The organism is Actinobaculum suis, assembly GCF_900618115.1.
Classification (GTDB): Bacteria; Actinomycetota; Actinomycetes; order Actinomycetales; family Actinomycetaceae; genus Actinobaculum; species Actinobaculum suis.
Genome location: NZ_UYIO01000001.1, coordinates 1,331,055 through 1,356,115 on the forward strand (window position 1 = coordinate 1,331,055; position 25,061 = coordinate 1,356,115).

Annotated in this window: 17 protein-coding genes and 1 tRNA gene; 2 read left to right on the top strand and 16 right to left on the bottom strand. The window is 57.0% G+C overall.

The window, feature by feature from the left end:
- Positions 1–225: 225 nt before the first annotated feature.
- From rapZ to uvrA, 3 genes are all read right to left on the bottom strand, one after another.
- Positions 226–1,161 (bottom strand): RNase adapter RapZ, encoded by a 936-nt coding sequence (rapZ, locus tag H8274_RS05475; protein WP_082160180.1) that lies wholly within the window; start codon positions 1,159–1,161, stop codon positions 226–228.
- Positions 1,162–1,190: 29 nt separating this feature from the next.
- Positions 1,191–3,377, bottom strand: coding sequence for an excinuclease ABC subunit UvrC (gene uvrC / locus H8274_RS05480; RefSeq protein WP_244924535.1), 2,187 nt, complete (start codon positions 3,375–3,377; stop codon positions 1,191–1,193).
- A 214-nt stretch (positions 3,378–3,591) separates the two neighbouring features.
- Positions 3,592–6,438, bottom strand: coding sequence for an excinuclease ABC subunit UvrA (uvrA, locus tag H8274_RS05485; protein ID WP_185934045.1), 2,847 nt, complete (start codon positions 6,436–6,438; stop codon positions 3,592–3,594).
- A gap of 265 nt (positions 6,439–6,703) precedes the next feature.
- On the opposite strand from uvrA, the gene H8274_RS05490 reads away from it, so the two are divergent.
- On the top strand, positions 6,704–7,660 hold the full coding sequence (locus H8274_RS05490) for a bile acid:sodium symporter family protein (RefSeq protein WP_185934046.1): 957 nt from the start codon (positions 6,704–6,706) through the stop codon (positions 7,658–7,660).
- Positions 7,661–7,810: 150 nt separating this feature from the next.
- Here the strand turns inward: H8274_RS05490 and H8274_RS05495 are convergent, their stop codons facing one another.
- The 10 genes from H8274_RS05495 to lgt all read right to left on the bottom strand — a co-directional run bounded on the left by H8274_RS05495 (position 7,811) and on the right by lgt (position 21,611).
- Positions 7,811–8,851, bottom strand: a complete 1,041-nt coding sequence (locus H8274_RS05495; protein WP_338067694.1) for a TerC family protein — start codon at positions 8,849–8,851, stop codon at positions 7,811–7,813.
- A 263-nt stretch (positions 8,852–9,114) separates the two neighbouring features.
- Positions 9,115–11,193, bottom strand: coding sequence for an excinuclease ABC subunit UvrB (gene uvrB / locus H8274_RS05500; RefSeq protein ID WP_049620370.1), 2,079 nt, complete (start codon positions 11,191–11,193; stop codon positions 9,115–9,117).
- 319 nt (positions 11,194–11,512) lie between these two features.
- Positions 11,513–12,379, bottom strand: coding sequence for a D-hexose-6-phosphate mutarotase (locus tag H8274_RS05505; protein WP_185934047.1), 867 nt, complete (start codon positions 12,377–12,379; stop codon positions 11,513–11,515).
- A 279-nt stretch (positions 12,380–12,658) separates the two neighbouring features.
- Positions 12,659–13,363 (bottom strand): dephospho-CoA kinase, encoded by a 705-nt coding sequence (coaE, locus tag H8274_RS05510; RefSeq protein WP_185934048.1) that lies wholly within the window; start codon positions 13,361–13,363, stop codon positions 12,659–12,661.
- A 277-nt stretch (positions 13,364–13,640) separates the two neighbouring features.
- A complete protein-coding gene (rpsA, locus tag H8274_RS05515; RefSeq protein WP_065415285.1) occupies positions 13,641–15,134 on the bottom strand; it encodes a 30S ribosomal protein S1 in 1,494 nt (497 codons plus the stop codon).
- A gap of 246 nt (positions 15,135–15,380) precedes the next feature.
- Positions 15,381–18,188 carry a DNA polymerase I gene (polA, locus tag H8274_RS05520; protein ID WP_185934049.1) on the bottom strand — a complete coding sequence of 936 codons (2,808 nt, stop codon included), beginning with the start codon at positions 18,186–18,188 and terminating at the stop codon, positions 15,381–15,383.
- A gap of 38 nt (positions 18,189–18,226) precedes the next feature.
- Positions 18,227–18,850, bottom strand: a complete 624-nt coding sequence (locus tag H8274_RS05525) for an ANTAR domain-containing response regulator (RefSeq protein WP_185934050.1) — start codon at positions 18,848–18,850, stop codon at positions 18,227–18,229.
- Between the two features lie 93 nt (positions 18,851–18,943).
- Positions 18,944–19,025 (bottom strand) — tRNA-Leu (locus tag H8274_RS05530).
- 35 nt (positions 19,026–19,060) lie between these two features.
- The gene (gene pyk / locus H8274_RS05535) at positions 19,061–20,488 is read right to left on the bottom strand and encodes a pyruvate kinase (protein WP_185934051.1); all 1,428 of its coding nucleotides are present in this window, start codon (positions 20,486–20,488) and stop codon (positions 19,061–19,063) included.
- Positions 20,489–20,567: 79 nt separating this feature from the next.
- Positions 20,568–21,611: a prolipoprotein diacylglyceryl transferase gene (lgt, locus tag H8274_RS05540; protein WP_082160175.1), complete on the bottom strand. Its 1,044-nt coding sequence runs from the start codon at positions 21,609–21,611 to the stop codon at positions 20,568–20,570.
- A gap of 133 nt (positions 21,612–21,744) precedes the next feature.
- On the opposite strand from lgt, the gene H8274_RS05545 reads away from it, so the two are divergent.
- Positions 21,745–22,515: a nucleoside/nucleotide kinase family protein gene (locus H8274_RS05545; protein ID WP_185934052.1), complete on the top strand. Its 771-nt coding sequence runs from the start codon at positions 21,745–21,747 to the stop codon at positions 22,513–22,515.
- A 114-nt stretch (positions 22,516–22,629) separates the two neighbouring features.
- On the opposite strand, the gene H8274_RS05550 is transcribed toward H8274_RS05545, so the two are convergent.
- Genes H8274_RS05550 through H8274_RS05560 form a run of 3 tightly spaced genes read right to left on the bottom strand, consistent with a single transcriptional unit; the run spans position 22,630 to position 25,036 of the window.
- Positions 22,630–23,475, bottom strand: coding sequence for an FKBP-type peptidyl-prolyl cis-trans isomerase (locus H8274_RS05550; protein WP_185934053.1), 846 nt, complete (start codon positions 23,473–23,475; stop codon positions 22,630–22,632).
- The gene (gene pafA, locus H8274_RS05555) at positions 23,472–24,854 is read right to left on the bottom strand and encodes a Pup--protein ligase (RefSeq protein WP_083078690.1); all 1,383 of its coding nucleotides are present in this window, start codon (positions 24,852–24,854) and stop codon (positions 23,472–23,474) included. Before pafA ends, H8274_RS05550 begins: the two co-directional genes overlap by 4 nt.
- Positions 24,854–25,036, bottom strand: a complete 183-nt coding sequence (locus H8274_RS05560; RefSeq protein WP_049620361.1) for a ubiquitin-like protein Pup — start codon at positions 25,034–25,036, stop codon at positions 24,854–24,856. Before H8274_RS05560 ends, pafA begins: the two co-directional genes overlap by 1 nt.
- Positions 25,037–25,061: the final 25 nt, after the last annotated feature.

Genomic DNA, 25,061 nt, shown 5'->3' on the forward strand with positions numbered 1-25,061 from the left:
CTAGGTTCCGGTTCCGTTCCTGCTAGGTTCCTGCACTCCCACCGCGCCGATGTTTCCGGACTACCGGGGTGTGACTGCATTGTGGTCCTACTGTACAGCGGTGTGCTTCGTTTCTAGTTCGTGATCTTAGCGCGTGGCACTTAGCGCGTGGGTTTAGGGCAGTGGGTGTGGCTTTAGGGCCGTGGATTTAGTACTTCGGCGTGGGTTTAGTTTGGGGGAGGTTGGTTATTCGCGTCCTAAATCGCGGTGGATGGTACGTACGGATTGCCCGGCTTGGCGCAGCTTTTCAGAAATTGCCCCGGCGATCGCTACGGAACGGTGTTTGCCGCCCGTACACCCGATCGCGATCGTGGTATACGGTTTCAGTTCGCGCGAGTATCCGGCCAGAATGCCAATCAAGAGTTCGGAATACTTGTCCACAAATTCTTGGGCGCCGGCCTGTTCCAGTACGAAATCTGCTACCGGTTTATCGTGCCCGGTAAGGTGCCGCAGCTCGGAAACCCAGTACGGGTTAGGGAGGAAACGGACGTCTGCCACATTATCGGCGTCCATGGGCAGACCGTATTTGAAACCGAAAGACATCACGGTTATGCGCACATTGTCTTGCGTTCCATCCCCCACGAGGGAACGGATTTTCCGGGCAAGATCGTGGACGGAAAGCCCGGTGGTATCAATTACGGAATCGGCCCGGTTACGCAGGTCTGTAAGCAGTTTGCGTTCCTTGCGAATACCGTCCAGCAAACGTCCGTGTGGTTCGAGTGGGTGCGGGCGGCGCACCGCCTCAAAACGCTGGATAAGTTCATCATTAGAGGCGTCCAAGAAAATGATCCGGTAGTCCACCCCGGATTTGCGTACAACGTCAAGTTGGCCCACTAGTTCAGCGAAGAATTCGCGCGAACGCACATCGACGACGACGGCAAGCCGCTGCACTCCCCCATCTGGAGACATCAAACCCACCATGGCTTTGAGGAGCCGCGGCGGTAAATTATCGACGACGTACCAGCCCAAGTCTTCCAGCGTGTTGGCAGCGCGGGTACGCCCGGCCCCTGACATTCCGGTAACCACAATAATTTCAGGCACCTGTGCGGGTGGCAGATGGGCCTGTGCATCTGCCTGCGGCACCACCTTCGGGATGCGCGAAGTATCATTGATATCGCTCATAATCACCATCATGCCACAGTCGCGGGAGGTTACGCGGATGCGCACTCCGAGTTAGCGGAGATAGTGGCGCCGTCCGTAGCGGTCGCTGAAGTTTCGGTGGTGGTTCCGGATGGTGTTCCGTCCGCATCGGCAGTGCCCTCCGTTCCTGCAGCGCCCTTCGTGGCGCCGTGCGCAGTGCTCTTCGTGGCGCCGGCCGCTTCGGCGGTGCCGAAGAAATCTGTGATTTCGCGGGCGAGTTTGGGGCCGACGCCGGGAACTTGCTGTAGTTCTTCTGCGGAGGCGGCGCGGATACGTTTTACCGAGCCGAGTTTTTTGAGCAACGCTTTTTGTTTTGCGGGGCCGAGCCCGGGGATCTCGTCGAGTACCGAACGGGTCATGGCTTGGCCGCGCCGCTTGCGGTGGAAAGTAATCGCAAACCGGTGCGATTCATCGCGCACCTGTTGCAAGAGCCGCAAAGCGGCGGAATTGCGCGGAAAAATCACCGGGTATTCCTCGCCCGGCACCCATACTTCTTCGAGGCGTTTAGCCAGGCCGATCACCGCTACATCGGCGTCGAATTCGTCTACTACGCGTTGCACGGCATTGACTTGTGGCAGGCCGCCATCGACTACGAAGAGGTCTGGTTTATAGGCAAAACGGCGGGCCGGTGCGGCTCCGGTAGCATCCGCGGGGGTAGCCTCTAGGGTGGCCGGCGTGGCATCTTCTTCCCCACCGGCATCGTCACCATAGGCACCTTCTTGGAGGCGGCGGAGGCGGCGTCGCAAAACTTCATCCATCGCCGCGGTATCATCGGGCACGCCCTGACCATCCGGGCCTTTCACAATAAAGTGCCGGTAATCAGCGGTTTTCTTCAAGCCGTCTTCGAATACGACCATGGAACCTACCTGTTGATGGCCCTGGGTATGCGAAATGTCGTAACCTTCGATCCGCAGGGGCGCGCGCGGCAGATCCAATCCTTCGCGCAGTTCTTCCAAGGCTTGGGAACGCACCGTAATATCGGCGGCGCGCGCGAGCTTATTGCGATCGAAAGCTTGCTTCGCATTGGCGTGCACGGTAGCGGCAAGCTGCGCTTTTTGACCGCGTTGAGGGCGTTTCAAATGCACTGGCCCACCGCGGCGCTCGGCCAACCAGCGTTCGATTTCCGATTTATCGGTCGGAAACACGGGCACCCAAATTTCGGAAGGTATCGCACCGGCCGGAGTATGGTCGCGGTCATCTACCGCCTTCGGTGCTTCTACCCGGCGGTTACTTTGCGTTCCCACCCCACGGTACCGGTCATATTCGGGATCCCCATATACGTGGAGCAGTAACTGGCTAATTACTTCCGCGGGGTCCGTCCCGTCCGTTTCGGTAATCCAGCCGCGTTGGCCGCGAATGCGCCCACCCCGGATATAGAAAATCTGTACGGAAGCATCAATTTCATCCGCTTCCAAACCGATAACGTCGGCATTCAGATTGCCGTTAAAAACTACTACGTTACGTTCGGTAGCCGCCTGCAAAGCCTGAATTTCGTCGCGCAAACGGGCGGCCTTTTCATATTCGAGGGCCGCGGCAGCTTCCCGCATTTCCTGTGTTTTTTCGCGAATGAGGGCTTGCCCATCCGAATCCATAAACGCAATAAAAGCTTCGGCAGCTTTCCGGTTTTCTTCCTTCGAAACCAGGCCGGCACACGCCCCGTTACACAGGCCAATATGGGTGTTAAAACATGGCCGGCAGGTGCGTTGCCCCCGCCGAAAATCCGCGTCTGTACACGAACGCATATGGAAAATTGGGAGCAGAGAATCCAGCGTTTTTCGGATTGCCCACACTTTCGTGTAGGGCCCGAAATATACGTTTCCTTTTCTGTGTTTCTGCCGGGTGATATAGGCACGCGGATATTCATCCGCCATAGAAACCGCCACGTATGGGTAGGACTTATTGTCCCGAAACATTACGTTGAAGGGCGGCTCGAACTGTTTGATCCACGTATATTCGAGGGTGAGGGCTTCCACTTCCGAGCCGACCACCACCCACACCACGCGGGTGGCGGTAAAGACCATTTTCCGGATGCGCGGAATTAGGTTTTCCGGCGGTTGGAAATAGTTTTGCAGGCGGTTGCGCAGGTTTTTGGCTTTGCCTACGTAGAGGACGCGGCCTTCGCCGTCGAGAAACCGGTAAACCCCCGGATCCGTGGGAATGTCCGCGGTGCGGGGCCGATAGCTCTGTGGATCAGCCACTTTTCTCCTCTCCTCCGTACGTACCTGGCCAGATTCCTGTTTGCCGAGCTCAGATGGCTTTGCCCAGCTCAGATAGCCTTGCCGAGCTCAGATAGCTTTGCCCAGTTTAGATAGCTTTGCCCAGCTCAAGATAGCTTTGCCTAGCTTAGATGTCCTTCCGCCCAGCTTAGACGCCCTTTTTGCCTAGCCTAGGTGCCTTCCGCCCGGGTGAGGCTTACTGGGGCGTATTAGCTAGCAGTTTCGCCAAGTATTGCCCGGTATAAGATTCCGGAACTTGCGCCACCTGTTCCGGGGTGCCGGTGGCGACGACGGTTCCGCCACCTGCCCCACCGTCGGGGCCGAGGTCAATCACCCAGTCGGCGGATTTGATGACGTCCAGATTGTGTTCAATCACAATCACGGTATTGCCTTGGTCCACCAGGCCTTGCAATACCAGTAATAGTTTACGGACGTCTTCGAAATGCAAACCGGTGGTCGGCTCGTCCAGGATGTACACGGTTTTTCCGCGATTGCGCCGGTGTAGTTCCGAAGCTAGTTTTACGCGCTGGGCTTCGCCACCAGAAAGCGTGGTGGCGCTTTGCCCGAGCCGCACATATCCCAGCCCCACTCGTTCCAAGGTCGCCAAATAGCGGGTGATGCGCTGGATGGGGTCGAAGAACTCGAGGGCTTCACTAATCGTCATATCGAGAACTTCTGCCACATTTTTGCCCTTGTAGTGCACTTCCAGGGTTTCCCGGTTATAGCGGGCCCCGTGGCACACTTCGCACGGCACATAAACATCCGGCAAGAAATTCATCTCGATTTTAATCGTGCCATCGCCCTTGCAAGCCTCACACCGGCCCCCTTTCACGTTGAAGGAGAACCGGCCGGCTTTATAGCCGCGAACTTTCGCTTCCTGGGTTTGCGCGAATAGTTCCCGCACCCGATCCCACACCCCGGTATAGGTGGCCGGGTTCGACCGCGGACTGCGCCCGATTGGCGACTGGTCCACATGCACTACTTTTTCGAGCTCTTCGATCCCGGTAACAGACGTGTGTTTACCGATCACGCCATGCGCGCGATTCAACTGGTTCGCCAAAGACTGGTAAAGGATCTGGTTGACGAGAGTAGATTTACCAGAACCAGAAACTCCGGTAACCGCGATAAAAGTGCCGATCGGGAATTTTACGGTGATATTGCGTAGGTTATTTTCCCGCGCCCCTTTCACCACAATTTGCCGTTTCGGATCACTGGGCCGCCGTTTTTGGGGTACCGCGATCTGGCGCCGGCCGGCTAGATAGTCCCCGGTGATCGAATTCGGAGCTTCCAAAATTCCGGCTACCGGCCCCGCATAGACTACGTTGCCGCCCTTTTCCCCAGCTCCCGGGCCAATATCGATAAGCCAATCGGCACTGCGGATTGTATCTTCATCGTGTTCTACCACGAGCAGGGTGTTTCCCAGATCGCGGAGCTTACACAAAGTGGCGAGCAAACGGTCATTGTCTTTTTGGTGCAAACCAATTGAGGGTTCGTCGAGTACGTAGAGCACACCTACCAGCCCGGAACCGATTTGCGTGGCGAGACGAATACGTTGTGCTTCCCCGCCAGAAAGCGTGGCTGCACCGCGTGCCAAAGTTAGGTAGGAAAGGCCAACATCTACCAAAAAGCCCAGCCGGACCTGCACTTCACGCAGCACTTGCGCGGCAATTTTTGCTTGGAAAGCATCGAGTTTGACGTTATCGAGATAGTCTTTCGCATCCGCAATGGAAAGCGAACACAATTCGTAAATATTGAGCTCGCCAATACGCACGGCCAGCACTTCTGGTTTGAGCCGTGCACCTTTACACACGGCGCAGGTCACTTCCCGCATATATCCTTCGTAGCGGTTGCGACTCCAATCCGATTCGGTTTCGCTGTGCTTGCGTTTCACATACCGGCGTACGCCTTCAAAGCCAGTGGAGTATTCGCGCATCCTCCCCCAGCGGTTCCGGTATTTCACTTGGACTTTAAAGTTCGAACCGTCGAGGAGCGCATTTTTTGCTTTTCGGGGTAGCTTTTGCCAGGGGGTATCGACGTCGAACCCGAGTTCTTCTCCGAGTGATTCCATTTGCCGGGTGAAGAAATCTTGGTGGGGCGTCCACGGAGCGATGGCGCCTTCCCGTAAAGTTTTGGTGACGTCTGGTACTACGAGGTCTTCCGCGACTTGCAGTTTGCTTCCGATCCCGTCGCATTCCGGGCAGGCACCGTAGGGTGCGTTGAAGGAGAAGGTGCGGGGTTCGATTTCTTCCAGTACGAGTTCGTGCCCGTTGGGGCAGGAACGTTTCTCCGAAAAACGGCGCATATGGCGCGGATCAGATTCTTCCACGTCCACAAACACCACGAACATCACTCCACCGGATAATCCGAGTGCTTGTTCTACGGAATCGGTGAGCCGGGTCCGAATACCTTCCCGCACCGCCAAGCGATCGACGACGACGTCGATATCATGGCGAAGTTTTTTATCCAGCTTGGGCGGGTTATCAAGGCGTACATCCTCCGAATCAATACGGGCGCGCGTATAGCCGGCCTGGGCGAGCTCTTCCAGTACGTCCGCATATTCTCCCTTGCGCCCACGCACTACCGGCGCGAGGACCATAAACCGGGTCCCTTCCGGGTATTCAAGCAGGGAGTTCACGATTTGTTCAGCCGATTGGGCCCGGATCCGTTCCCCGCATTCCGGGCAGTATTGCACGCCCGCGCGCGCAAAAAGCAAACGCAGATAGTCATATACTTCGGTAACGGTACCGACCGTGGAACGCGGATTGCGGTTCGTGGACTTCTGATCAATCGCAACCGCCGGAGATAGCCCTTCAATAAGATCCACATCCGGCTTATCCATTTGCCCGAGGAACATGCGCGCATAGGAACTCAAAGATTCCACGTAGCGGCGCTGACCTTCCGCAAAAATCGTGTCAAAAGCGAGAGAAGATTTGCCGGAACCGGAAAGGCCCGTGCAGACAACGAGGCCATTGCGTGGAATATCAATCGTGATATTGCGAAGATTATTTTCGCGGGCACCCTGTACATGGATAACGTCACTCACCTGGCCAATCCTACCGTATGGAACAAGTGTTCGAAAGTAGCGAGAGAAGTGTTTCACCGGCGGCGGCTAGGAACCGGCCTCGCCAGAAACCTGCCGCCGCTGCGCACCAACTGCCTCCAGAAACCTGCGGGCATGGTTTGGCACCCGAGACACAGCTTGGCATGCAATTAGAAGGGCCGCATGTCTTAGCCGCCCGGATGTGGGCGGAGAGGCAAACGGTTACGGTAAGAAACCGCGCTGCACGCTGGTAATGTTGCTAAGCGTTATGAAGAGACTTCTAAGGTGGCGGCCAGATCCGCTAGTAACCGGTATTTTGGTAGCTTTGGTAGCCGGCTTGCTTATTCATGCGCCTGCCGGGCCCCGCCACATCTTGGAAATTGTGGGCGACCTGGCCGTTGCCACGGTGTTCTTCGTGTATGGAATGCGGTTGCGAACTAGCGATGTGCTACGCGGTTTACGCAATGTACGCCTACAAGGTTTGGTGCTTATTTCGACCTATGTGTTCTTTCCGCTCGTCGGTTTTGGGTTGGGGCACCTCACCGCACCTTTCTTGGGCGAAGGTTTCGCGCTCGGTTTTCTCTATCTTTCGCTTCTGCCTTCCACGATCCAGTCCTCCGTAACCATGGTGTCCATCGCCCGCGGAAATGTGGCGGCAGCCGTCACCTCTGCCACGATCTCAAATATTTTGGGCATGTTCCTCACGCCCCTGCTCGTGATGCTCTTCCTGAATGTGGGTGGGGCTAGCGGCGGCGGTCTTACCTCCGTGCTCCTCAAGCTCCTTTTGCCGTTCATACTCGGGCAATGCCTACAACCATTCGTCGGTAATTTTTGGCGCGCCCACCCCAAGCTAGTACGCACGGTAGATAACACCTCGATTATCCTCATCGTCTTTTCTTCCGTTCTCAACGCCACCGCAGAAGGCGCGTGGAAGGGAGTCACCCTGGGAACGATCGTGGTACTCAGCCTGCTGTGTTGCGTGATGCTCGCGGTCATGCTCGGCCTTACCTGGTGGACTGCGGGCCTGGCAAAACTATCGACCGAAGATCGCATAGTGGTGCTCATGTGCGGATCGAAAAAATCCTTGGCCACCGGGCTACCCATGGCCAAAGCTATTTTCCCCGGGCCCATCGTTGCCCCGCTGACGGTACCCGTCGTCGTCTTCCACCAGCTCCAAATCCTGGTATGCGCAATCATTGCCCGCCGGCTCGCTAAACGGCCATAAAACCACCATATAAACGCAACGGGCACATCACGCCTCCTAGAAACTGCTGCTGCCCGGCCAACGAAAGCGCCGCCTCGGCCTTGCGACCCAGGCGGCGCCTCGCGTAAAGAGCATCGCGTTTAGAGGCTCATAAAGCCCGAAACCTCACGGCTAGCTTTCCGTAGCTTCGTCTTCTTCTTCAGCTGCTTGTTGGCGAGCTAGCTTTCGGGATCTGACTACCGAAGCCACCACGGTAATAAGCAGGATCACGAGGATCAAAATGAGCGAACCAGCCGGCGAAGGGGCCGGAATAAACTCCAGCATGCCATACGTATGGAAAGCTTCCAGGAAGAGCTTCAAGCCAATAAAGCCGAGGATTGCGGCTAATCCATAATGCAGGTAGACGAGCCGTTCCAGCAGGCCGTCAATGAGGAAGAAGAGTTGCCGCAGGCCCATTAGCGCAAAAGCGTTAGCCGCGAAAATAATGTAGGGCTCTTGGGTTACTCCGAAGGAAGCGGGAATGGAATCCAAAGCGAACATGAAATCAGCGGCGCCAATCGCCACGATGCACAACAGGTAGGGCGTTAGATGCCGCTTACCATTAATGCGAACGATGGCATGATCTCCGTGGTATTCATTGGTAACCGGGAAGATCTTGCGGGTGACGCGCACCAGCACGTTTTCTTTATATTCCTCGTTTTCATCCCCGGCGATCCCCTGCCGGGCTTGCCCGATAGCCGTGTAGATCAGGAAGGCTCCGAACAAGAAGAACACCCAGGCGAAGCGGGAAACGATAGCGGCTCCCAGCAAAATAAAGACGAGCCGCAACACGAGGGCAATAATGATTCCCCAGAACAGTACTTTTTGTTGCAGTACGCGCGGCACCGCAAAGGACGCCATAATAATGATGAAGACGAAGATATTGTCCATGGACAAAGATTCTTCGAGCGCGTAGGCGGAGAAGTACTCCATCGCGAAGCCGCCTCCGTGCTGCAACCACACGTAGAAGACAAACAGTATGGCCACGGAAACGTAGAACGCGAACCACTTTGCCGATTCTTTCATCGTCGGCTCATGTGGTTTGCGGATATGCCCCATCAGGTCAAAGGCAAGTAGACCGCACACGAGCACTGAGAGCACGATCCATTCCCACGGGTGGACCACCATATCCGGGGCCTCGGTAGCAACGGTCGTAGCAATATGAGAGATCACTATGAATCCTCCGGTAGAGCTTGAGCTAAATGAACCGAAGGTCTCCTTCCACCAATCCCGACTTTCTTTGGGTCTGCCCCTTACCGGGCCTCACCTGGCGAAATGTGCGGTGCGGTCTCGGTCCGGGCGCAAGCGTGATCCGGCATGATCTAGCTAGCGCCGTGATGACGAACCGATATTTCCTGGAAGTACTCCCCTCCCGGCGCACCACCTTACCCGAAAGGCCTACACACATGCCCGCACCGAAAATGCTAATTAGCTCTCTATTTTTGCGCCTGTTCGGCGTGCCAGAGTTCTGATTTGAGATCTTTAATTTCGTCCCGGTAGCGGGCGGCGAGTTCGAACTGTAATTGTTCAGCCGCTGCATGCATTTGCAAACTCAGTTCGTTGATCATTTCTCGCAACTGCCCCGCGCCCTCGGCCCGCGCGATTTCCCGGGCGGGGGCACGCCCCTTCGCGTATTCGGGTTCGGTGCGATATCCACCGGCCAGGAGCGTTTCGGTATCTACGTCCTCGCGGGCGAGCATATCGGTCACATCGGAAATCTTCTTACGCAAAGGTTGCGGATCGATACCGTGTTCTTTGTTGTAAGCGATTTGCTTTTCGCGGCGCCGGTTAGTTTCTTCGATCGCTTCTTGCATATTCGGCGTGATCGTATCGGCGTACATGTGGACCTCGCCCGAAACATTGCGGGCCGCCCGGCCGATGGTTTGAATCAACGACGTCGTTGACCGCAAGAAGCCCTGTTTATCGGCGTCGAGAATTGCTACCAAGGATACTTCGGGCAGATCCAAACCTTCACGCAAAAGATTAATACCTACCAGTACATCAAATTCACCCAGCCGCAACTGCCGCAGCAACTCCACGCGGCGCAAAGTATCCACATCAGAATGCAGGTACTCCACCCGCACATCCCGTTCCGACAGGTAATCGGTAAGGTCTTCCGCCATTTTCTTGGTCAAAGTGGTAACCAGCACGCGTTCCTGTTTCGCGGCCCGCACGCGGATTTCTTCGAGCAAATCGTCGATTTGCCCTTCCGTTGGTTTGACTCGGATGAGCGGATCTACCAAACCGGTGGGGCGAATAATCTGTTCCACATAACCATCGGAACGTTCCAGTTCATATTTGCCAGGAGTCGCAGAAAGATAGACGGTTTGCCCGATGCGTTCCTGGAACTCCTCCCACTTGAGCGGCCGGTTATCCATGGCAGAAGGCAGGCGGAAACCGTATTCCACCAGGGTGCGTTTACGGGACATATCCCCTTCATACATGGCCCCAATCTGGGGGACGGTAACATGCGATTCGTCGATAATAAGCAGAAAATCGTCCGGGAAATAGTCCAGCAAAGTATTTGGCGGAGTGCCCGGCCCGCGCCCATCAATATGCCGCGAATAGTTCTCAATTCCAGAACAGGTGCCGATATTGCGCATCATTTCGAGATCGTAGGTAGTGCGCATCTCCAGTCTTTGCGCCTCTAGGAGTTTATTTTGCGACTTGAGCTCGGCGAGCCGTTCCTCTAGTTCCGCCTCTATGGAAGCGATAGCGCGTTCCATTCTTTCCGGCCCGGCCACATAGTGCGAAGCGGGGAAAACATGGGCGGTATCAGTATCGGCGATCTTATTACCGGTGAGCGGATGCAAAGTGGAGATCGCGTCGATTTCGTCGCCAAAGAACTCGATTCGAATTGCTAGTTCTTCGTAGACGGGAATGATTTCCACGGTATCGCCCCGCACCCGGAAAGTACCGCGCGTGAACTCGATATCATTGCGCGTATATTGCATGCCGACGAAGAGCTTCAGCAGCTCATCGCGGTCGATCCTATCCCCCACACGCAATTGCACCATGCGGTCTACATATTCTTGCGGGGTACCCAAACCATAAATACAGGAAACGGAAGCTACTACTACGGTATCGCGGCGCGTGAGCAGAGAATTGGTTGCCGAATGCCGCAGACGTTCCACTTCATCGTTAATCGAAGAATCCTTTTCGATAAAAGTATCGGTTTGCGGAACGTAGGCTTCAGGTTGGTAATAGTCATAGTAGGAAACAAAGTATTCAACGGCATTATTGGGCAGTAGCTCCCGAAATTCGGCTGCCATTTGCGCCGCCAAAGTCTTATTCGGCTCCATAATGAGCGTGGGCCGCTGTAACTTTTCCACCAGCCAAGCGGCAGTCGCAGATTTACCGGTGCCGGTAGCCCCAAGGAGCACCACGTCCTTTTCTCCGTTATTGATCCTCTCCGCCAGCTCCGCAATAGCGTGGGGCTGATCGCCCGAAGGCGTGTAGTCGGAGATAACCTCGAAGGGTTTTTCTGCGCGTTCGATACGAGTATCAACTGCCATGCCTACCATCGTACCCGTGTTCGAAGCATGCCGGTACGGCCCGCGATTCCCTGCCCCGAAAGTAGCGGTGAGTAACCCTCGGGGCAAGGATCGCCAAGTAGCGTGCAAGGTGCCTGGTAGCGCGCAAGATGCCTGGTAGCGCGCAGATATCAAGCTGGTCAGGCAAAGTGCCAAGTAGCGCGCAACTTAAGATGCGGATGCAAAACCTCATCTTGGCGTGCGCGTGTGGCGCTTTATTTTGATAGACACATGCGAGTGCGCGCGGTGCGGAGCCGGTGAGCTGTGCCAGGCGCGGTGAGTTGCGTACGACGCCGTTGTTTTAGGCCGCGCGAACCTCGGCGCGCAAGTTCAGGCTGGCCGCCTCACCCGGGTTGATAACCGGCGCGAAATCCCGCACCCGCGTGGCTTCTACGCATATGAACTTCTGCCAATCATCGTCTTTGAAATCGGCGTTTGACTGCGCTCCGGAAACCCCCGGATTCCACACCACTGCCTGCACCGATTCGGGAGAGCTGAGTACAATATCGCGGCTGTTACCGGCGTCGTGAATAACAATTTCGGCCGGGAAGGTGTAGAACCGGTCTACGGTTTGCCCGGTGAGCGGTTCTAGCGGCCCGGAAATCTCCGCGTTATCACGCAGGCGGTCCACGCCGCCCCCTTCAATACCGGCGATCGTAACCGCTTGCGCATCGACTTCCCAATAAGCATGCAAAGCCATTTCCGGCTGTACCTCGCGCGTGGAAACATTCGTGACTGTGAAGGTGACTTCGAGGGAGGCGCCCAACTTGATCCGCAATGCGCATTCCAGCTCCGCGCCGTGCGGGCCATAAGCTTCACTCGCGGGCAGCCGCAGTTCCAATTCGACTTCCCCTCCGGTTTCGTGGACTTCCGCAAGTTCCCATTCGTGGGTGCGAGCCCAGCCATGCAAACCCGCCTCTGCCGGGCCGAACCACGGAGTGATGACCGGAATGCCGCCGCGAATCGGCGTGCCGAGCGCAAAGTTCGAGGCTTCCGAAAGGAAAATTGCCGACTTTTGACCGGCCGGAGCCCACTGCGCGATATGCGCGCCCATACGGTATACGAGTGCCGAAACCGCTGGGGTTGCGATTTTAATGGCCTGCAGTCCGTTGTATTCCACCAGTTCGACGCCGTTGGCCGGGGATCCTGCCCAGGGAATTTCGCTCATCTTGGTCTCCTTTGAATCACTATTAGAGCTGAGCGTGCATGCCTGCCGAAATAGAGCTCTCTGCATGCGGAACACACTCTCCGCGTTTCACGGAGGAAAGTATTTTCCGCGCTTCGTGCGGAAAGTATTTTCCACGCCCGCCGAGAGTTTTCTCCGCAATTGGTTAGAACGCGGAGAACATTTTCCGCGCCCGCCAAGAGCTTTCTCCGCAATTGGTTAGAACGCGGCCGGGGCGAGGCACACCACCAGATCAGTTTACGTGCGGAAACGCACGTTTCCTTAGGTCAAACGGGGGCGACTTTGGGGGTGGTTTTGATCTTCCCAGAGCCAGGCGGGCCCGCACTGGGCTAGTACTTCGCGTAACTGCGCGGCTGTGCCGGCATTATTCACCTCAATGTGAGAGTCATTACGCCGCTCGGTATCACTCATTTGGGTTTTTATGCGCCGCCGTGCTTCTGCCGGTGCTACTCCTCTCCCGGCAAGCCGGGTAATGCGCGCCGCGGGTGGCGCGGTAACGAGGAGCACGGCGTCTACGTCCTTTTGCCAGCTCACTTCAATTAAGAGGGCGACGTCGAATATCACGAATTGTTCCGGCCTGGCACTGTCCATAATCTCGTGGGCGCGGCGGCGGATCGCCGGATGCATGATGGCATTGAGCTGGTGGCGGGCCTGCGGATTGGAAAACACTATTTGGGCCAGTTGCGGCCGGCTGATTTCCCCGCCGTGGCCACTAATTTCGGGGCCGAAGGTTGCCACTAGTTCCGCGCTAAGTGGTGAACCGGGTGCTTGTAACTCATGGGCGATAGCATCTGCATCGGCCACGATGGTATTGCCGTGGAGCTGGGCAAGTAACTGGGTGACCGTGGATTTGCCGGTACCAATGCCGCCGGTTACGCCGAGCCGCAAAGCCCGGCCGGCAGGATGGGCAATATCGCGGAGTTTGCGGGCGTGGGCTGGGCCGGCAGTAAAAACTTTAGCGCTCATAGTTGTAGATTAGCGCGCGAGCTTGGTACGAGGCGCGAAGGGCAAAAGGATAGGGACCAAAGCGCTAAGGGCCAGGTGCGAAGGGTAAAGCACGAGAAGCCGGGTTCGGACCGAGGGGCCACAACCCCGGGCGCGCGGCGCGCGGCCCTGGGCGTGGCAAGCAAAATTCGGCATGGCAGGCAAAAGCGGGGCGGTAGGTGCTAGAAGTTTTAGCACCTACCGCCCCGCTGGAGCTTAGCAAGCCAATATTAAGTTTCTGGTTGCCGTAGCTTGCCGCTTAGTTGTTCGTGAGCTTTTCACGCAGCGCGGCCAGAGCTTCATCGGCGTCCGAATCGAGCGAGCTCGAAGCGTCCGTCGTCGAAGTGTAGGAAGAAGGCGCGGCATCATCAGCGGCGGTACGCGGAGCGTGGCCACCCCGAGCGGCAGCGTATTCGACTTCGCGTTCCTGAGCCTTGGCGGCCTGGGCCTTGTGGGTCTCCCAGCGAGCCTGGGCCTGCGCGTAAGCGTTCTCCCACTCTTCACGCTGGACCTCGTAGCCTTCCAGCCATTCGTTCGATTCCGGATCGAAACCTTCGGGGTACTTGTAGTTGCCTTCTTCGTCGTAGTCGGCAGCCATTCCGTACAGCGAGGGATCGAAATCTTCGGAGTTCGGATCCACGCCTTCATTCGCCTGCTTGAGCGAGAGCGAGATGCGGCGGCGGTCCAGATCAATGTCGATTACCTTGACGAAGATTTCTTCGCCAACCTTGACCACTTCATCCGGCGTATCCACGTGGTGCGAAGCAAGTTCGGAAATGTGGACGAGACCTTCGATACCGTCTTCGACGCGCACGAACGCACCGAAGGGCACAATCTTGGTGACCTTGCCCGGCACAACCTGCCCAATGGCGTGGGTGCGAGCGAAGGACTGCCACGGATCTTCCTGCGTTGCCTTCAAGGAGAGGGAAACGCGTTCGCGATCCAGATCGACGTCGAGTACTTCCACGTTGACCTTCTGGCCCACCGCAACCACTTCAGACGGATGGTCGATGTGCTTCCAGGACAGTTCGGAGACGTGCACGAGGCCGTCTACGCCGCCCAGGTCCACGAAGGCACCGAAGTTGACGATCGAGGAAACCACACCTTCCCGGATCTGGCCCTTCTGCAGGCCAGCCAGGAAGTCGGAACGCACCTGCGACTGGGTATCTTCCAGCCAAGCCCGGCGCGAAAGCACCACATTATTGCGGTTCTTATCGAGCTCGATAACCTTGGCTTCCAGTTCGCGGCCCACATACGGCTGCAGGTCACGCACGCGGCGCATTTCCACCAGCGAAGCCGGCAGGAAGCCACGCAGACCGATATCGAGGATCAAGCCACCCTTGACCACTTCGATAACCGAGCCGCTGACCACGCCATCTTCTTCCTTGATCTTCTCGATCTTCTTCCAGGCACGCTCGTACTGAGCACGCTTCTTGGAAAGGAGGAGACGGCCTTCTTTGTCTTCCTTCTGCAGGACGAGGGCTTCGATCGTGTCGCCTACTTCAACCACGTCATCGGGATCGACGTCGTGCTTGATAGACAGTTCTTTAGAGGGAATAACACCCTCGGTTTTGTAGCCAATGTCAAGGAGAACTTCATCGTGATCGACCTTGACGACTGTTCCTTCGACGATGTCGCCGTCATTGAAGTACTTGATGGTCTTATCGACTGCGGCGAGCAGAGCTTCCTCATCACCAATATCGTTGATGGCGACCTCGGGAAGAGTCGAGGATTCGGGGGTGTTCGTTGTCATGTGTATTGAAAACTTCCGGATGGTTAATAGTTGGACTTAGCACCCACCTAGGCTGGGTGCAGTGTGAACGGATGTCCACACCAACGCAATATCTTACGGGGTTCGGTGGCTAAATGCCAGTGCGCGGCCGCGAAGGAAACCTCCTGGCGTGTCGCCCGGTACTCGCGCCCGCGCCCGGCACCGCAAGTTAGCCTCGCGGCTTAGCACCGGCGCGGGCACGGTTTATCGCCCTGCTGTGGCAATTTCTTAGTGGGCCGCGGCGCGCCAGTTATCGCCGTAGCCCACGCCCACGGAAAGCGGCACGCGCAGCTCGTAGGCGTTCCCCATTTCACGGCGCACAATTTCCTCGACCGGTTCACGCTCTCCGTGAGCAATCTCAATAACAAGTTCATCATGCACTTGCAAGAGGATCCGGCTTTGGTACCCACCTTCACGCAAAGCGCTTTCCACCTGCACCATGGCAATCTTGATGATGTCCGCCGCACTCCCCTGGATCGGTGCGTTGAGCGCCATCCGTTCAGAAGCTTCCCGCAGTTGCCGATTTGGAGAGTCTAGTTCGGGTAGATAACGGCGCCGGCCCAGGATAGTTTCCGTGTAGCCATCACGGCGTGCCCGTTCCACCAGGGAATTCAAATATTGGCGGACCTTCCCGAAGCGGGCGTTGTAGGCATCCATGAGTGATTTTGCTTCATCTGCCCCGATATGTAGTTGCCGGGCCAGGCCATAAGCAGACAGGCCGTAAGCCAGACCGTAACTCATGGCTTTAATACGCGAACGCTGCTGGGAAGAAACTTGTTCTTCAGGGATCTCAAAGACCAGGGAGGCTACGTAGCTGTGTAGGTCCTCACCTTCGTTAAAGGCTTCGATCAGCCCTTCATCACCGGAAAGAGAAGCCATGATGCGCATCTCGATTTGCGAATAATCGGCTGTCATGAGGCCTTCGTAGCCTCGCCCGGCAATAAATGCTTCCCGGATCTGTAAACCTTCTTCCGTACGGGCATGAATGTTTTGCAGGTTCGGATCGGTGGAGGAAAGCCGCCCGGTGGCGGCCACCGCCTGTTGGAAAGTGGTGTGGATACGCCCATCAGCTTGCACCGCACGTTGCAGACCTTCCACTGACTGGCGCAGTTTGATGGCGTCCCGGTGTTCTAGCAGGGAGCTGAGGAAAACCTGCCCGGCAATCGCTTCCGGAGTTTCCTTATACGCAATTTTTGCGGCTAGATCTGCCAGCGCCTCCGCATTAGTGGTGTACCCGGATTTGGTACGCCGTGTTTTTGGCAAGTTGAGTTCGTCAAAAAGCACGCCTTGCAGCTGTTTGGGACTGGATAGGTTTACCTCGTGGCCGATCGCCGCATAAGCCGAACGGGCGGCCGCCTCCACGCGGGCATCAAAGTTTTCCCGCAAGTTTTCCAGATAGGCACTATCTACCGCTATCCCCACGTCTTCCATGCGTTCCAAAGTGGTGGAAACAGCTAGTTCCAGCGCGAGCAGATCGCCGTTTTCCCCAATCTGGTGCAGTTCTTGGCGCAAAACCTGGGAAAGCGGGGAGAGCACGGCAGCCTTCGCTGCGTCCGGATCCGCAGTATCGCTGAGGCCGGGGAGCACGCCTTCCGGCGCACTGCGTTCCATATCCACGCCCAAGTACTGCAAAACCAAATCGCCAAGTTCATAGCGGCGCCGATACGGATGCAAAAGATAGGCCGAAAGCACGGTATCGGCAGCCACGCCAGCCAGCGCATAACCCGAGCCGCGCAGCGCATGCCAAGCTTCTTTAGCTCCGTGCAAAACCTTCGCTATTTGCGCATTGCCCAACCACGCGGCTAGCGCCTGCGAATCGGCTTCCCCGAGAGTTTTGGGATCGATAAGTAGTACCTGCTGGCCGCTCGCAATCGCAATGCCGGTGGCCTCACCACGAGCCGGATCAGTGGTGCCTCGTACGTATACCCCGTAGAGCACGGATGGGGCCTCGGCAGAAGCCTCTGCGGCCGCGTACTTTTCCAGCCACTGGGCCACGGCAGTTTCACTCACTTCTAGGGCTTGCAGATCCACGGGCACGAAGGCGTTTTTGGTTTGCGCGGCACCGGTTCCCTTTTCGGTGCCGTTACCTTGTTTAGTGCCCTCATCTTGCGCGGCACCATTTGCGCTAGGTGTTGCAGCGGAGACGGCGGTACCTTCGCGGATGGGCATTTCTTTGAGCACGCGGCTGCGCAACCGCGAGAACTCGAGCGTATCGAAGAGTTCATGCATGGCGGCTTGGTCTACGCCGCGCGGCTGGAATTGCGTCAAATCGCTGCCTAGTGGCAGGTCCCTAACGAGTTGGTTGATTTCTCGGTTGAGTTTTACTTGCTCGATATTGTCGCGCAAGGATTGGCCCACTTTGCCGGTAATTTCATCGGCATGCGTGAGGATGCCTTCTAGATCGCCGTACTTGGCGAGCCAGCGTTGCGCAGTTTTCGGCCCTACTCCAGGTACTCCCGGAATGTTATCGGCACCTTCGCCTACGAGCGCCGCCATATCTGGGTAGAGTTGCGGGCTAACTCCGGTTTTAGCTTCGACGCCGGCCGGATCCAGCACTTGCATGCCCAGGCGAGGATTCGAGTAAAGCACCGTTGTTTGGGCGGAGACTAACTGGTAGGAATCTTTATCCCCGGAGGCAATGTAGTTGCGCATACCGGCTTCTTCGCCGCGTTTGGAAAGAGTGGCGAGGATATCGTCGGCTTCGTAATCCTCCTGGGTGAGCCAGGCAATACCAAGCACGTCAAGTACCTGTTGGATGGTTTCCACTTGCCCTTTGAAAGGCTCCGGGGTGGGTTTACGCCCGGCTTTATATTCGTGATATTCGCGGGTGCGGAACGTGCCACCAGGAAGGTCGAAAGCTACCGCAATGTGCGTGGGCTGCCGTTCGTTTATTAGCCGCAGCAAAGTGGAAAGAAAACCGTGTACGGCATTCGTGTATTGCCCATTCTTAGTGTAGAAACCATCGGGTTTCAGGGCATAAAAAGCACGAAATGCCATCGAGTGGCCATCGATCAGGAGAAAACGTTCATCAGTCACGTTCTCTACCCTACGGCACCGCGGCGATTCGGGCAGGCCTACTTGTTTTTATTTGCCTTCCCGACTTGCTCGATCACCGCGTCGGCAACTTCCCGCATGGTCAAACGCCGATCCATAGAAGTTTTCTGGATCCACCGGAATGCTTCCGGTTCGGTAAGGCCCATATGAGATTCCAGGAGGCCCTTCGCGCGGTCTACCCGCTTGCGGGTTTCAAACTGATCTTCCAGATCTGTCACTTGGTCTTCCAGGGCCGAAATATCCCGGCGGCGCGAAAGCGCAATTTCGACGGCGGGAATCAGATCCGCGGGCGTGAAGGGCTTTACCACATAAGCCATAGCGCCGGCGTCGCGCGCGCGTTCCACCAGATCACGCTGGGAAAATGCGGTGAGCATCACCACGGCGGTGTTTTGGTTTTCCATGATTTCCTTGGCCGCGGTAATGCCATCTTTACCGGGCATTTTCACGTCCATAACCACTACTTCGGGTTCGAGTTCGGCCGCCAAGGTAATCGCATCATCGCCACTACCAGCTTCGCCAATAACTTCGTATCCGGCGTCTTCTAAAGTTTCAACGATGTCTAGACGGATGAGAGATTCGTCTTCTACTACAAGGATCTGTGCAGGTGCCGCAGAATCGGCAGACTTACCAACTTTTCCCGCCATCGCTAATCACTCCTTCGGCTTCGTCAGCTTTACGCCAGCGCCGATTGTATTTGCGCCGCACCGCGTATAACCCGGGTTGCTGAGGAACCTACGTGCTTCGGGAGGGACTCGAACCCTCATGCCTTTCGGCGCTGCATTTTGAGTGCAGTGTGTCTGCCAATTCCACCACCGAAGCGAGACCGACCCTCAGGCCGGCAAGACGTTAGCTTATCACTTCACGCCAGTAGCTTCACCTATTTTGTGCACGCGAAGCGTGTTTGTTGAACCCGCCACACCGGCTGGCATGCCGGCGACGATAACCACGCGATCCCCACGCTCTGCGAGCCCGAGTTCGGTGAGTCGATCTTCAACCTGCTGAACCATACCATCAGTCGAGTAGACCGTGTCGGCAATGTAAGTATCAGCACCCCACAGCAAGGCCATTTGGTTACGCACCTTTTCCCGCGGAGTAAAGCAGATAACGGGGAGGCGAGAACGATTCCGCGTCACCCGGCGAGCTGTGTGAGAGGTCTCAGTGAACACCACCACAGCCCGTACACCCAGGGCTTCCCCAATATCCAAGGCAGCCCGAGTAATCACACCATTACGGGTGCGATGCAGGGAGGAAAGCTGCGGGATCTGCTCCAAACCATTTTCTTCGGTGAAGGAGATGATCGAAGCCATGGTCCGCACGCATTCCACCGGATACAGCCCCACCGAGGTTTCTCCGGAAAGCATGACCGCATCCGCACCATCCAAAACGGCGTTAGCGCAGTCGGAAGCCTCCGCACGCGTAGGCCGCGGGTTCTGAATCATAGATTCGAGCACCTGCGTGGCCAAAATAACCGGCTTGGCACGCTTACGTGCCAAGGAGATAGCCATCTTTTGCACCACGGGCACCTGCTCGAGCGGCAATTCGACGCCGAGGTCGCCACGGGCCACCATAATGCCGTCAAAGGCCTGCACGATCGCATCTAAGTGTTCGATCGCTTGCGGCTTTTCAATTTTGGCGATTACGGGTAGGTGAACACCTTCTTCATCCATAATTTCGTGGGCGCGATTAATATCACTCGCATCCCGCACGAAGGAGAGCGCGATCAGATCGGCGCCATAGTGCAAGGCCCAGCGCAGATCAGCTTCATCCTTTTCCGTCATTGCGGGTAGAGAAACTGCCACGCCCGGCAGGTTGATCCCCTTGTGGTCAGAAACCGGGCCGGGAACCACCACTTCGGTCACCACATCGGTGCCGTCTTTAACCTCTACGACGCGCAAAGAAACCTTGCCGTCGTCGATGAGGAGAATATCGCCCGGGTGACAATCGCCGGCCAGGCCCTTATAGGTAGTTCCGCAGATTTCTTTGTTCCCGGCAACATCCCGGGTGGTGATAACAAAGCGATCGCCAACGTTAAGCTGCACCGGTCCTTCTTCGAAGGTTTCCAGCCGGATCTTCGGACCCTGGAGGTCAACTAGGACGGCGATCGGGTGGTCCAATTGCTTCGCGGCTGCCCGCACGCGATCAATACGTTTTTCATGCTCTGGGTAAGCGCCGTGCGAGGCGTTGATCCGCGCCACGTTCATACCGGCCTGAGCTAGTTCGAGAATTCGCTCCGCCGAATCTGTGGCGGGGCCGAGGGTACACACAATTTTCGCTCTACGCATGCTTTTATCCTATCCAAGCCCAAAGGAGCCCAATGGTGACTGGAGGCCTTTGTGATGATCACCGCTGCGAATTTTCCGGTTACTTTTGGGTCTCATTCCGGGCCGCTGTGACTTCGGTATCAGTATTAGTTACGGTCGCTTCACCGGTCGTCGTATCCGGACCGGTGGTGGCGTCCGGACCAGTGGTGGCGTCCCGATCGGCAGCAGGATCTGTATCGGTGGCCGGATCTGTATCGGTGGCCGCATCCATACCTGCTGCTTCCGGCTGCGGCTGTGTGGCGGCGGTAACTCCCGGAAGATTTATCGAATCTACGGCCGGATCGTTTTGGTAGCGGCGGCGCAGGTAAATGAGAAGGAAAAGCCCGAGGAGGAAGACGCCGATAGCGGTCCACACGTTTAGCCGCAATCCCAAAATGGTATTGGCCGGGTCGATGCGCAAGGTTTCGATCCACAGCCGCCCGGCGGTATACACCATGATGTAGGCAGCAAAGCACTGACCGGCTACCAGGTGGAAACGCTTTTCCAGCCACACCAATACGCCCGCTCCTACCAGGCACCACAGCAGTTCATACAGGAAGGTGGGATGGAAAGTGGTGCCGGGAGCCATACCCGGGGGCATATGTGCGGCGTCGATCTCCAAACCCCAGGGCAGATCGGTGGGGCGCCCGTAAAGCTCCTGGTTGAACCAGTTACCGAGCCGGCCAATGGCTTGGCCGATCAGCAGGCCCGGGGCGAGCGCATCGCCAGCGGGTAGCAAACGTACTTTTTCTTGGCGGGCGCCAATCCACGCACCGCAGGCACCCAGCGCGATCGCGCCCCAAATTCCTAGCCCGCCGGCGCGAATATCGAAGGCCGCCCACGGGTTTTTTCCCGGCGCGAAGTAGAGTTGCCAGTCTGTAATCACGTGGTAGAGCCGGCCACCGATAATTCCAAAAATTACCGCCCAGAACGCAATCGTCGTGAATTTATCGGAATCTCCGCCCTTTGCGCGATAGCGCTTATCCGCAATAAACCAGGCGGCTATGATTCCGATCACGATACAGATCGCATACCACTTGATTTCTATCGGACCGAGCGTGAGAAAAGTATTTCCACTCGGTGACGGAATTGATTGCGGGATCATCGCTCTCCCCTCTGCGTAGATTTTCCGGGCCTACCTTATGTGTATGTACGACGCCGCTAAAAGTACGCTGTGCGGTTTTCGGCCGCCCCTAGTTTTTCTATTTCGAGGAAAGGATACCCGGTAAGCTAGAACGGTGATAACCCCCGCCCACGATATGCGTGCCGATGCCAAGTTTGTTCAGGCCCTGGCCCGGCATTGGGTACGGCTCGCCCAAACCGCCCGGCAACCGCAGCCAAAAGGTAATACTGCCCGCGCGCCGAGAAATGCGCCCGGCAGGCTAATTTTTGGTATTGACGGCCGCAGCGGTGCGGGCAAAACCACTTTGGCGGGGAGGATCCAGCGGGAAATGGAAAAACTTGCGAGCCCGGCGCTCGCTACCGCTACGGGCGGAGCACAACCGGCCGCTACCGGCGAAGCGCAACCGGCTACTACGAAAGAAGCGCATCCGGCCGCTGAGGAAGGAGCGCAACCGGGGCTCGGTTTGCGGGTGCTCGCGGTGGAACTCGAAAACTATATCGCCGGTTGGCACGGTTTAGTTGCCGGTACTGCACGGGTGGCCGCGCACATGTTGGATCCTTTTTCGCGGCAAGGTTTTTTCGAGCTCCAGCCCTGGGATTGGCACTTGCAAAATTGGGCGGCGACGGGCGCTATGCGCAAGCCGGTTCGAGGTACGGCAGATGTCTTGCTCCTTATTGGGTGCGGGTCTACCAGCCAGGCTTGTGCGCCGTATTTGACGGAAAGTGTTTGGGTCACCGAACCGGTAGCAACGCGGCGGGCACGCGTGACGCAGCGGGAAGGCGATCCGAGCTCCTGGTGGGATATTTGGGCGGCGCAAGAAACAGAGCTTTTGCAAGCCCGTTACTCCCCAGATTTTGCTACCTATGTAGTGCGACCAGAAAGCTAGTAGCGCGGCCAGAAACTTAGTAGCGCGGCCAGAAACTTAGTAGCGCGGCCAGAAAACCTGTAGCACAGTCAGAATGCGTGTAGCACGGCCAGAATGCTAGCGGCTCTTACTCGGCTAGGGTTCGCGGATGGCCAGTAGGTCAACGATTGCTACCAGGTCGCCTTCTCCATGGGCTTGTTCCTCGGGGATGAGCACGGCGATCCGGCTACCAATTTTTTGGTCTTGGATTGCGGTACGTAGCCCCGTCATTACTTCTTGGACGTGCAGTGTTTGCGGGCCGGGCCCCGCCCACGTGGAATCCAAGATTTCACCTTCCGTGTTGGCGAGTACATATTGCGCGATAACGGCGTCGTCTTCCCCTACCTGGGTGCCGGTACCCGCCACTAAGGGCACGATGGCAAGCTTCGAAATCGGGCCGCCTCCGCTAGTTATTACCGGGCCGGCATCTTCGGCGGTGTTGATACCGGGCATGCCTGCCGGTGGTGGCTCGGGGGTGGGAACTGGGTTTCCGCGGGCGTTCGTGTAAAACAGGTCGATCACTACGATCTCTACGGTGTTGTTATCGCCTTGTACTAGCCCGCCCCGTTCTATTAACAACCGCGAACCTTCTTTTTGGCCGATCACGTATTGGGCGAGGTCGCCGAGCTCGTCTGCGGTGGCATGTTGGAGGCGGACCCGCCCGGTGTCGTATTCGTTAACTTGGTTGCCGGTGCGCGAATCGAAAGAGGTGGCGCGGAAAAGCACCGGGGAAGATTCTTGAATCGTCACGCCTTCCCCGGCGCTCAAAGTGGTGGCACGCATGCCCTGCAAATGCGGTTTACCGGTAATTTGCACGGAGACCGGGGCCCCAAAACTACCGGTTACGTCTACCGACCACTCCCCGCCGCTTTCGCTACCGCAGCCACCTAATACCAGGGCGAGCGCGGCGGTGAGGGAAACAAGGAAGCCTGCTTTTGTCACGCGATCTCCGCCATGAGCTGGGTGGCTGCCGTATTTTCGGTTTCCAGCGGTTCTTCCAACAGTACCGTGGAGTTTCCGGCGGCCCCCATGAGGCGCAAACTGGTCCAATCCACGGCAATATCGCGCCGGGCAGCTTTCCCGCGGCGTACAAACTCTCCGCGAATCTTTGCCCGCGTGGTTTGCGGCGGGTACTGCCGGGCATGAGCCACCTCTTCTGGAGAAATCAGTTGCCGGAGCATCCCGGTTTCCTCCATCTGGTGGCGCAAACCCGCCGGACCAATATCGTGATAGGCCAGGTCGAGGCGGGCTACGCGCGGATCGGCAAGGGTGGCCCCGGAACGATCCATGTACCGGCGCAACAAATGCAGTTTTGCCACCCAGTCGATTTCCGTTTCCACGCTTTCTAGGTTTCCGGTTTTCAATGCTTCCAGGCCGCGCGTCCACAACTCCAGCAAATACCGGCGCAGCGGATCCAGTTCGGCTAGGTAACCTTTTCGTTCCAAATGGCCTAGCGCCGCATCCCGGAAACGTTCCTGTACGGAGATCGGGTCCGTGGTGCCACCGGCGGCTAGTTCGAGGCGCGCCTGCCCGCGCAGATTTGCCGCGGTGAGCCGAATCGCGTGCATATCATCAGCCAGCGCCACATCCGGCATGATCGCCCCTTCTTCCAGCATTATCAAAAGGGCTTCCGTGGTAGCGATTTTCAGGCCGGTAGTGGCTTGCGCGATATTCGAATCCCCGACGATTACGTGCATGCGCCGGTATTCTTCGGCGTTCCCGTGCGGTTCATCGCGCGTGTTAATCATGGGGCGGGCGCGCGTTGAGGCGGAAGAAATCGCATCCCACATTTTGTGGCTACGCTGCGCGAATTCGTAGCTGACTTCGCCGTTTTCCGCGCGGAAGAGCATGCCCGCGCCGGTAATGATTTGCCGGGTCACGAAGAAGGGTACGAGCCTTTGAATCCGGTTCCGGAAATCCGCGCGCCGGTGCAACATATAGTTTTCGTGGCAACCGAAAGAATTACCGGCTGCATCCACATTGTTTTTGAACAAGTGGATTTCTCCGGCCACGCCTTGCGCCGCAAGTTTGGCATTCGCTTGTTGGGCTAGATCGGCGAAGATTTCATCCCCGGCCCGGTCATTTGCAAGCAGGTCGGTTAGCGAATCGCATTCGGCGGTGGCATATTCGGGATGTGCGCCTACGTCAAGGTAGAGCCGGGCCCCGTTCTCCAGGAAAGTATTGGTGGAACGGTTTTCTTGTACCACCGGTTCGAATAGGAGATCCGCGGCCGTTTCTGGGTCTAGTGGTGGGGTCTGCCCGGTGGTCGAGGCGCAGGTTAGGCCGAATTCCGTTTCGATCCCCATCACGCGGCGCGGTATCACTGGCCGCCCTTTTGTACGAAGCCTTGCACGAAGGACGAGGCATTGGTTTCCAGCACGCTATCAATATCGTCTAGCAGTGCGTCGATCGCAAAATCCTGGTTTTTGACCGGAGTTTCCACCGTTTCTTGAGTGGTTTCTTCTTTGTGGCGCCGCGGTTGGGCAAATTCTTGTTGTGACATTATTTCTCCTTATCCCTCCTAGGAT

Excerpts from the sequence above, each read along its gene's own strand:
- H8274_RS05505 (WP_185934047.1), bottom strand. The coding sequence starts at position 12,379 with ATGAGCGAAATTCCCTGGGCAGGATCCCCGGCCAACGGCGTCGAACTG.
- lgt (WP_082160175.1), bottom strand. The coding sequence starts at position 21,611 with ATGATCCCGCAATCAATTCCGTCACCGAGTGGAAATACTTTTCTCACG.
- pyk (WP_185934051.1), bottom strand. The coding sequence starts at position 20,488 with ATGCGTAGAGCGAAAATTGTGTGTACCCTCGGCCCCGCCACAGATTCG.
- H8274_RS05490 (WP_185934046.1), top strand. The coding sequence starts at position 6,704 with ATGAAGAGACTTCTAAGGTGGCGGCCAGATCCGCTAGTAACCGGTATT.
- coaE (WP_185934048.1), bottom strand. The coding sequence starts at position 13,363 with ATGAGCGCTAAAGTTTTTACTGCCGGCCCAGCCCACGCCCGCAAACTC.
- H8274_RS05560 (WP_049620361.1), bottom strand. The coding sequence starts at position 25,036 with ATGTCACAACAAGAATTTGCCCAACCGCGGCGCCACAAAGAAGAAACC.
- H8274_RS05525 (WP_185934050.1), bottom strand. The coding sequence starts at position 18,850 with ATGGCGGGAAAAGTTGGTAAGTCTGCCGATTCTGCGGCACCTGCACAG.
- rpsA (WP_065415285.1), bottom strand. The coding sequence starts at position 15,134 with ATGACAACGAACACCCCCGAATCCTCGACTCTTCCCGAGGTCGCCATC.
- rapZ (WP_082160180.1), bottom strand. The coding sequence starts at position 1,161 with ATGAGCGATATCAATGATACTTCGCGCATCCCGAAGGTGGTGCCGCAG.
- uvrB (WP_049620370.1), bottom strand. The coding sequence starts at position 11,193 with ATGGCAGTTGATACTCGTATCGAACGCGCAGAAAAACCCTTCGAGGTT.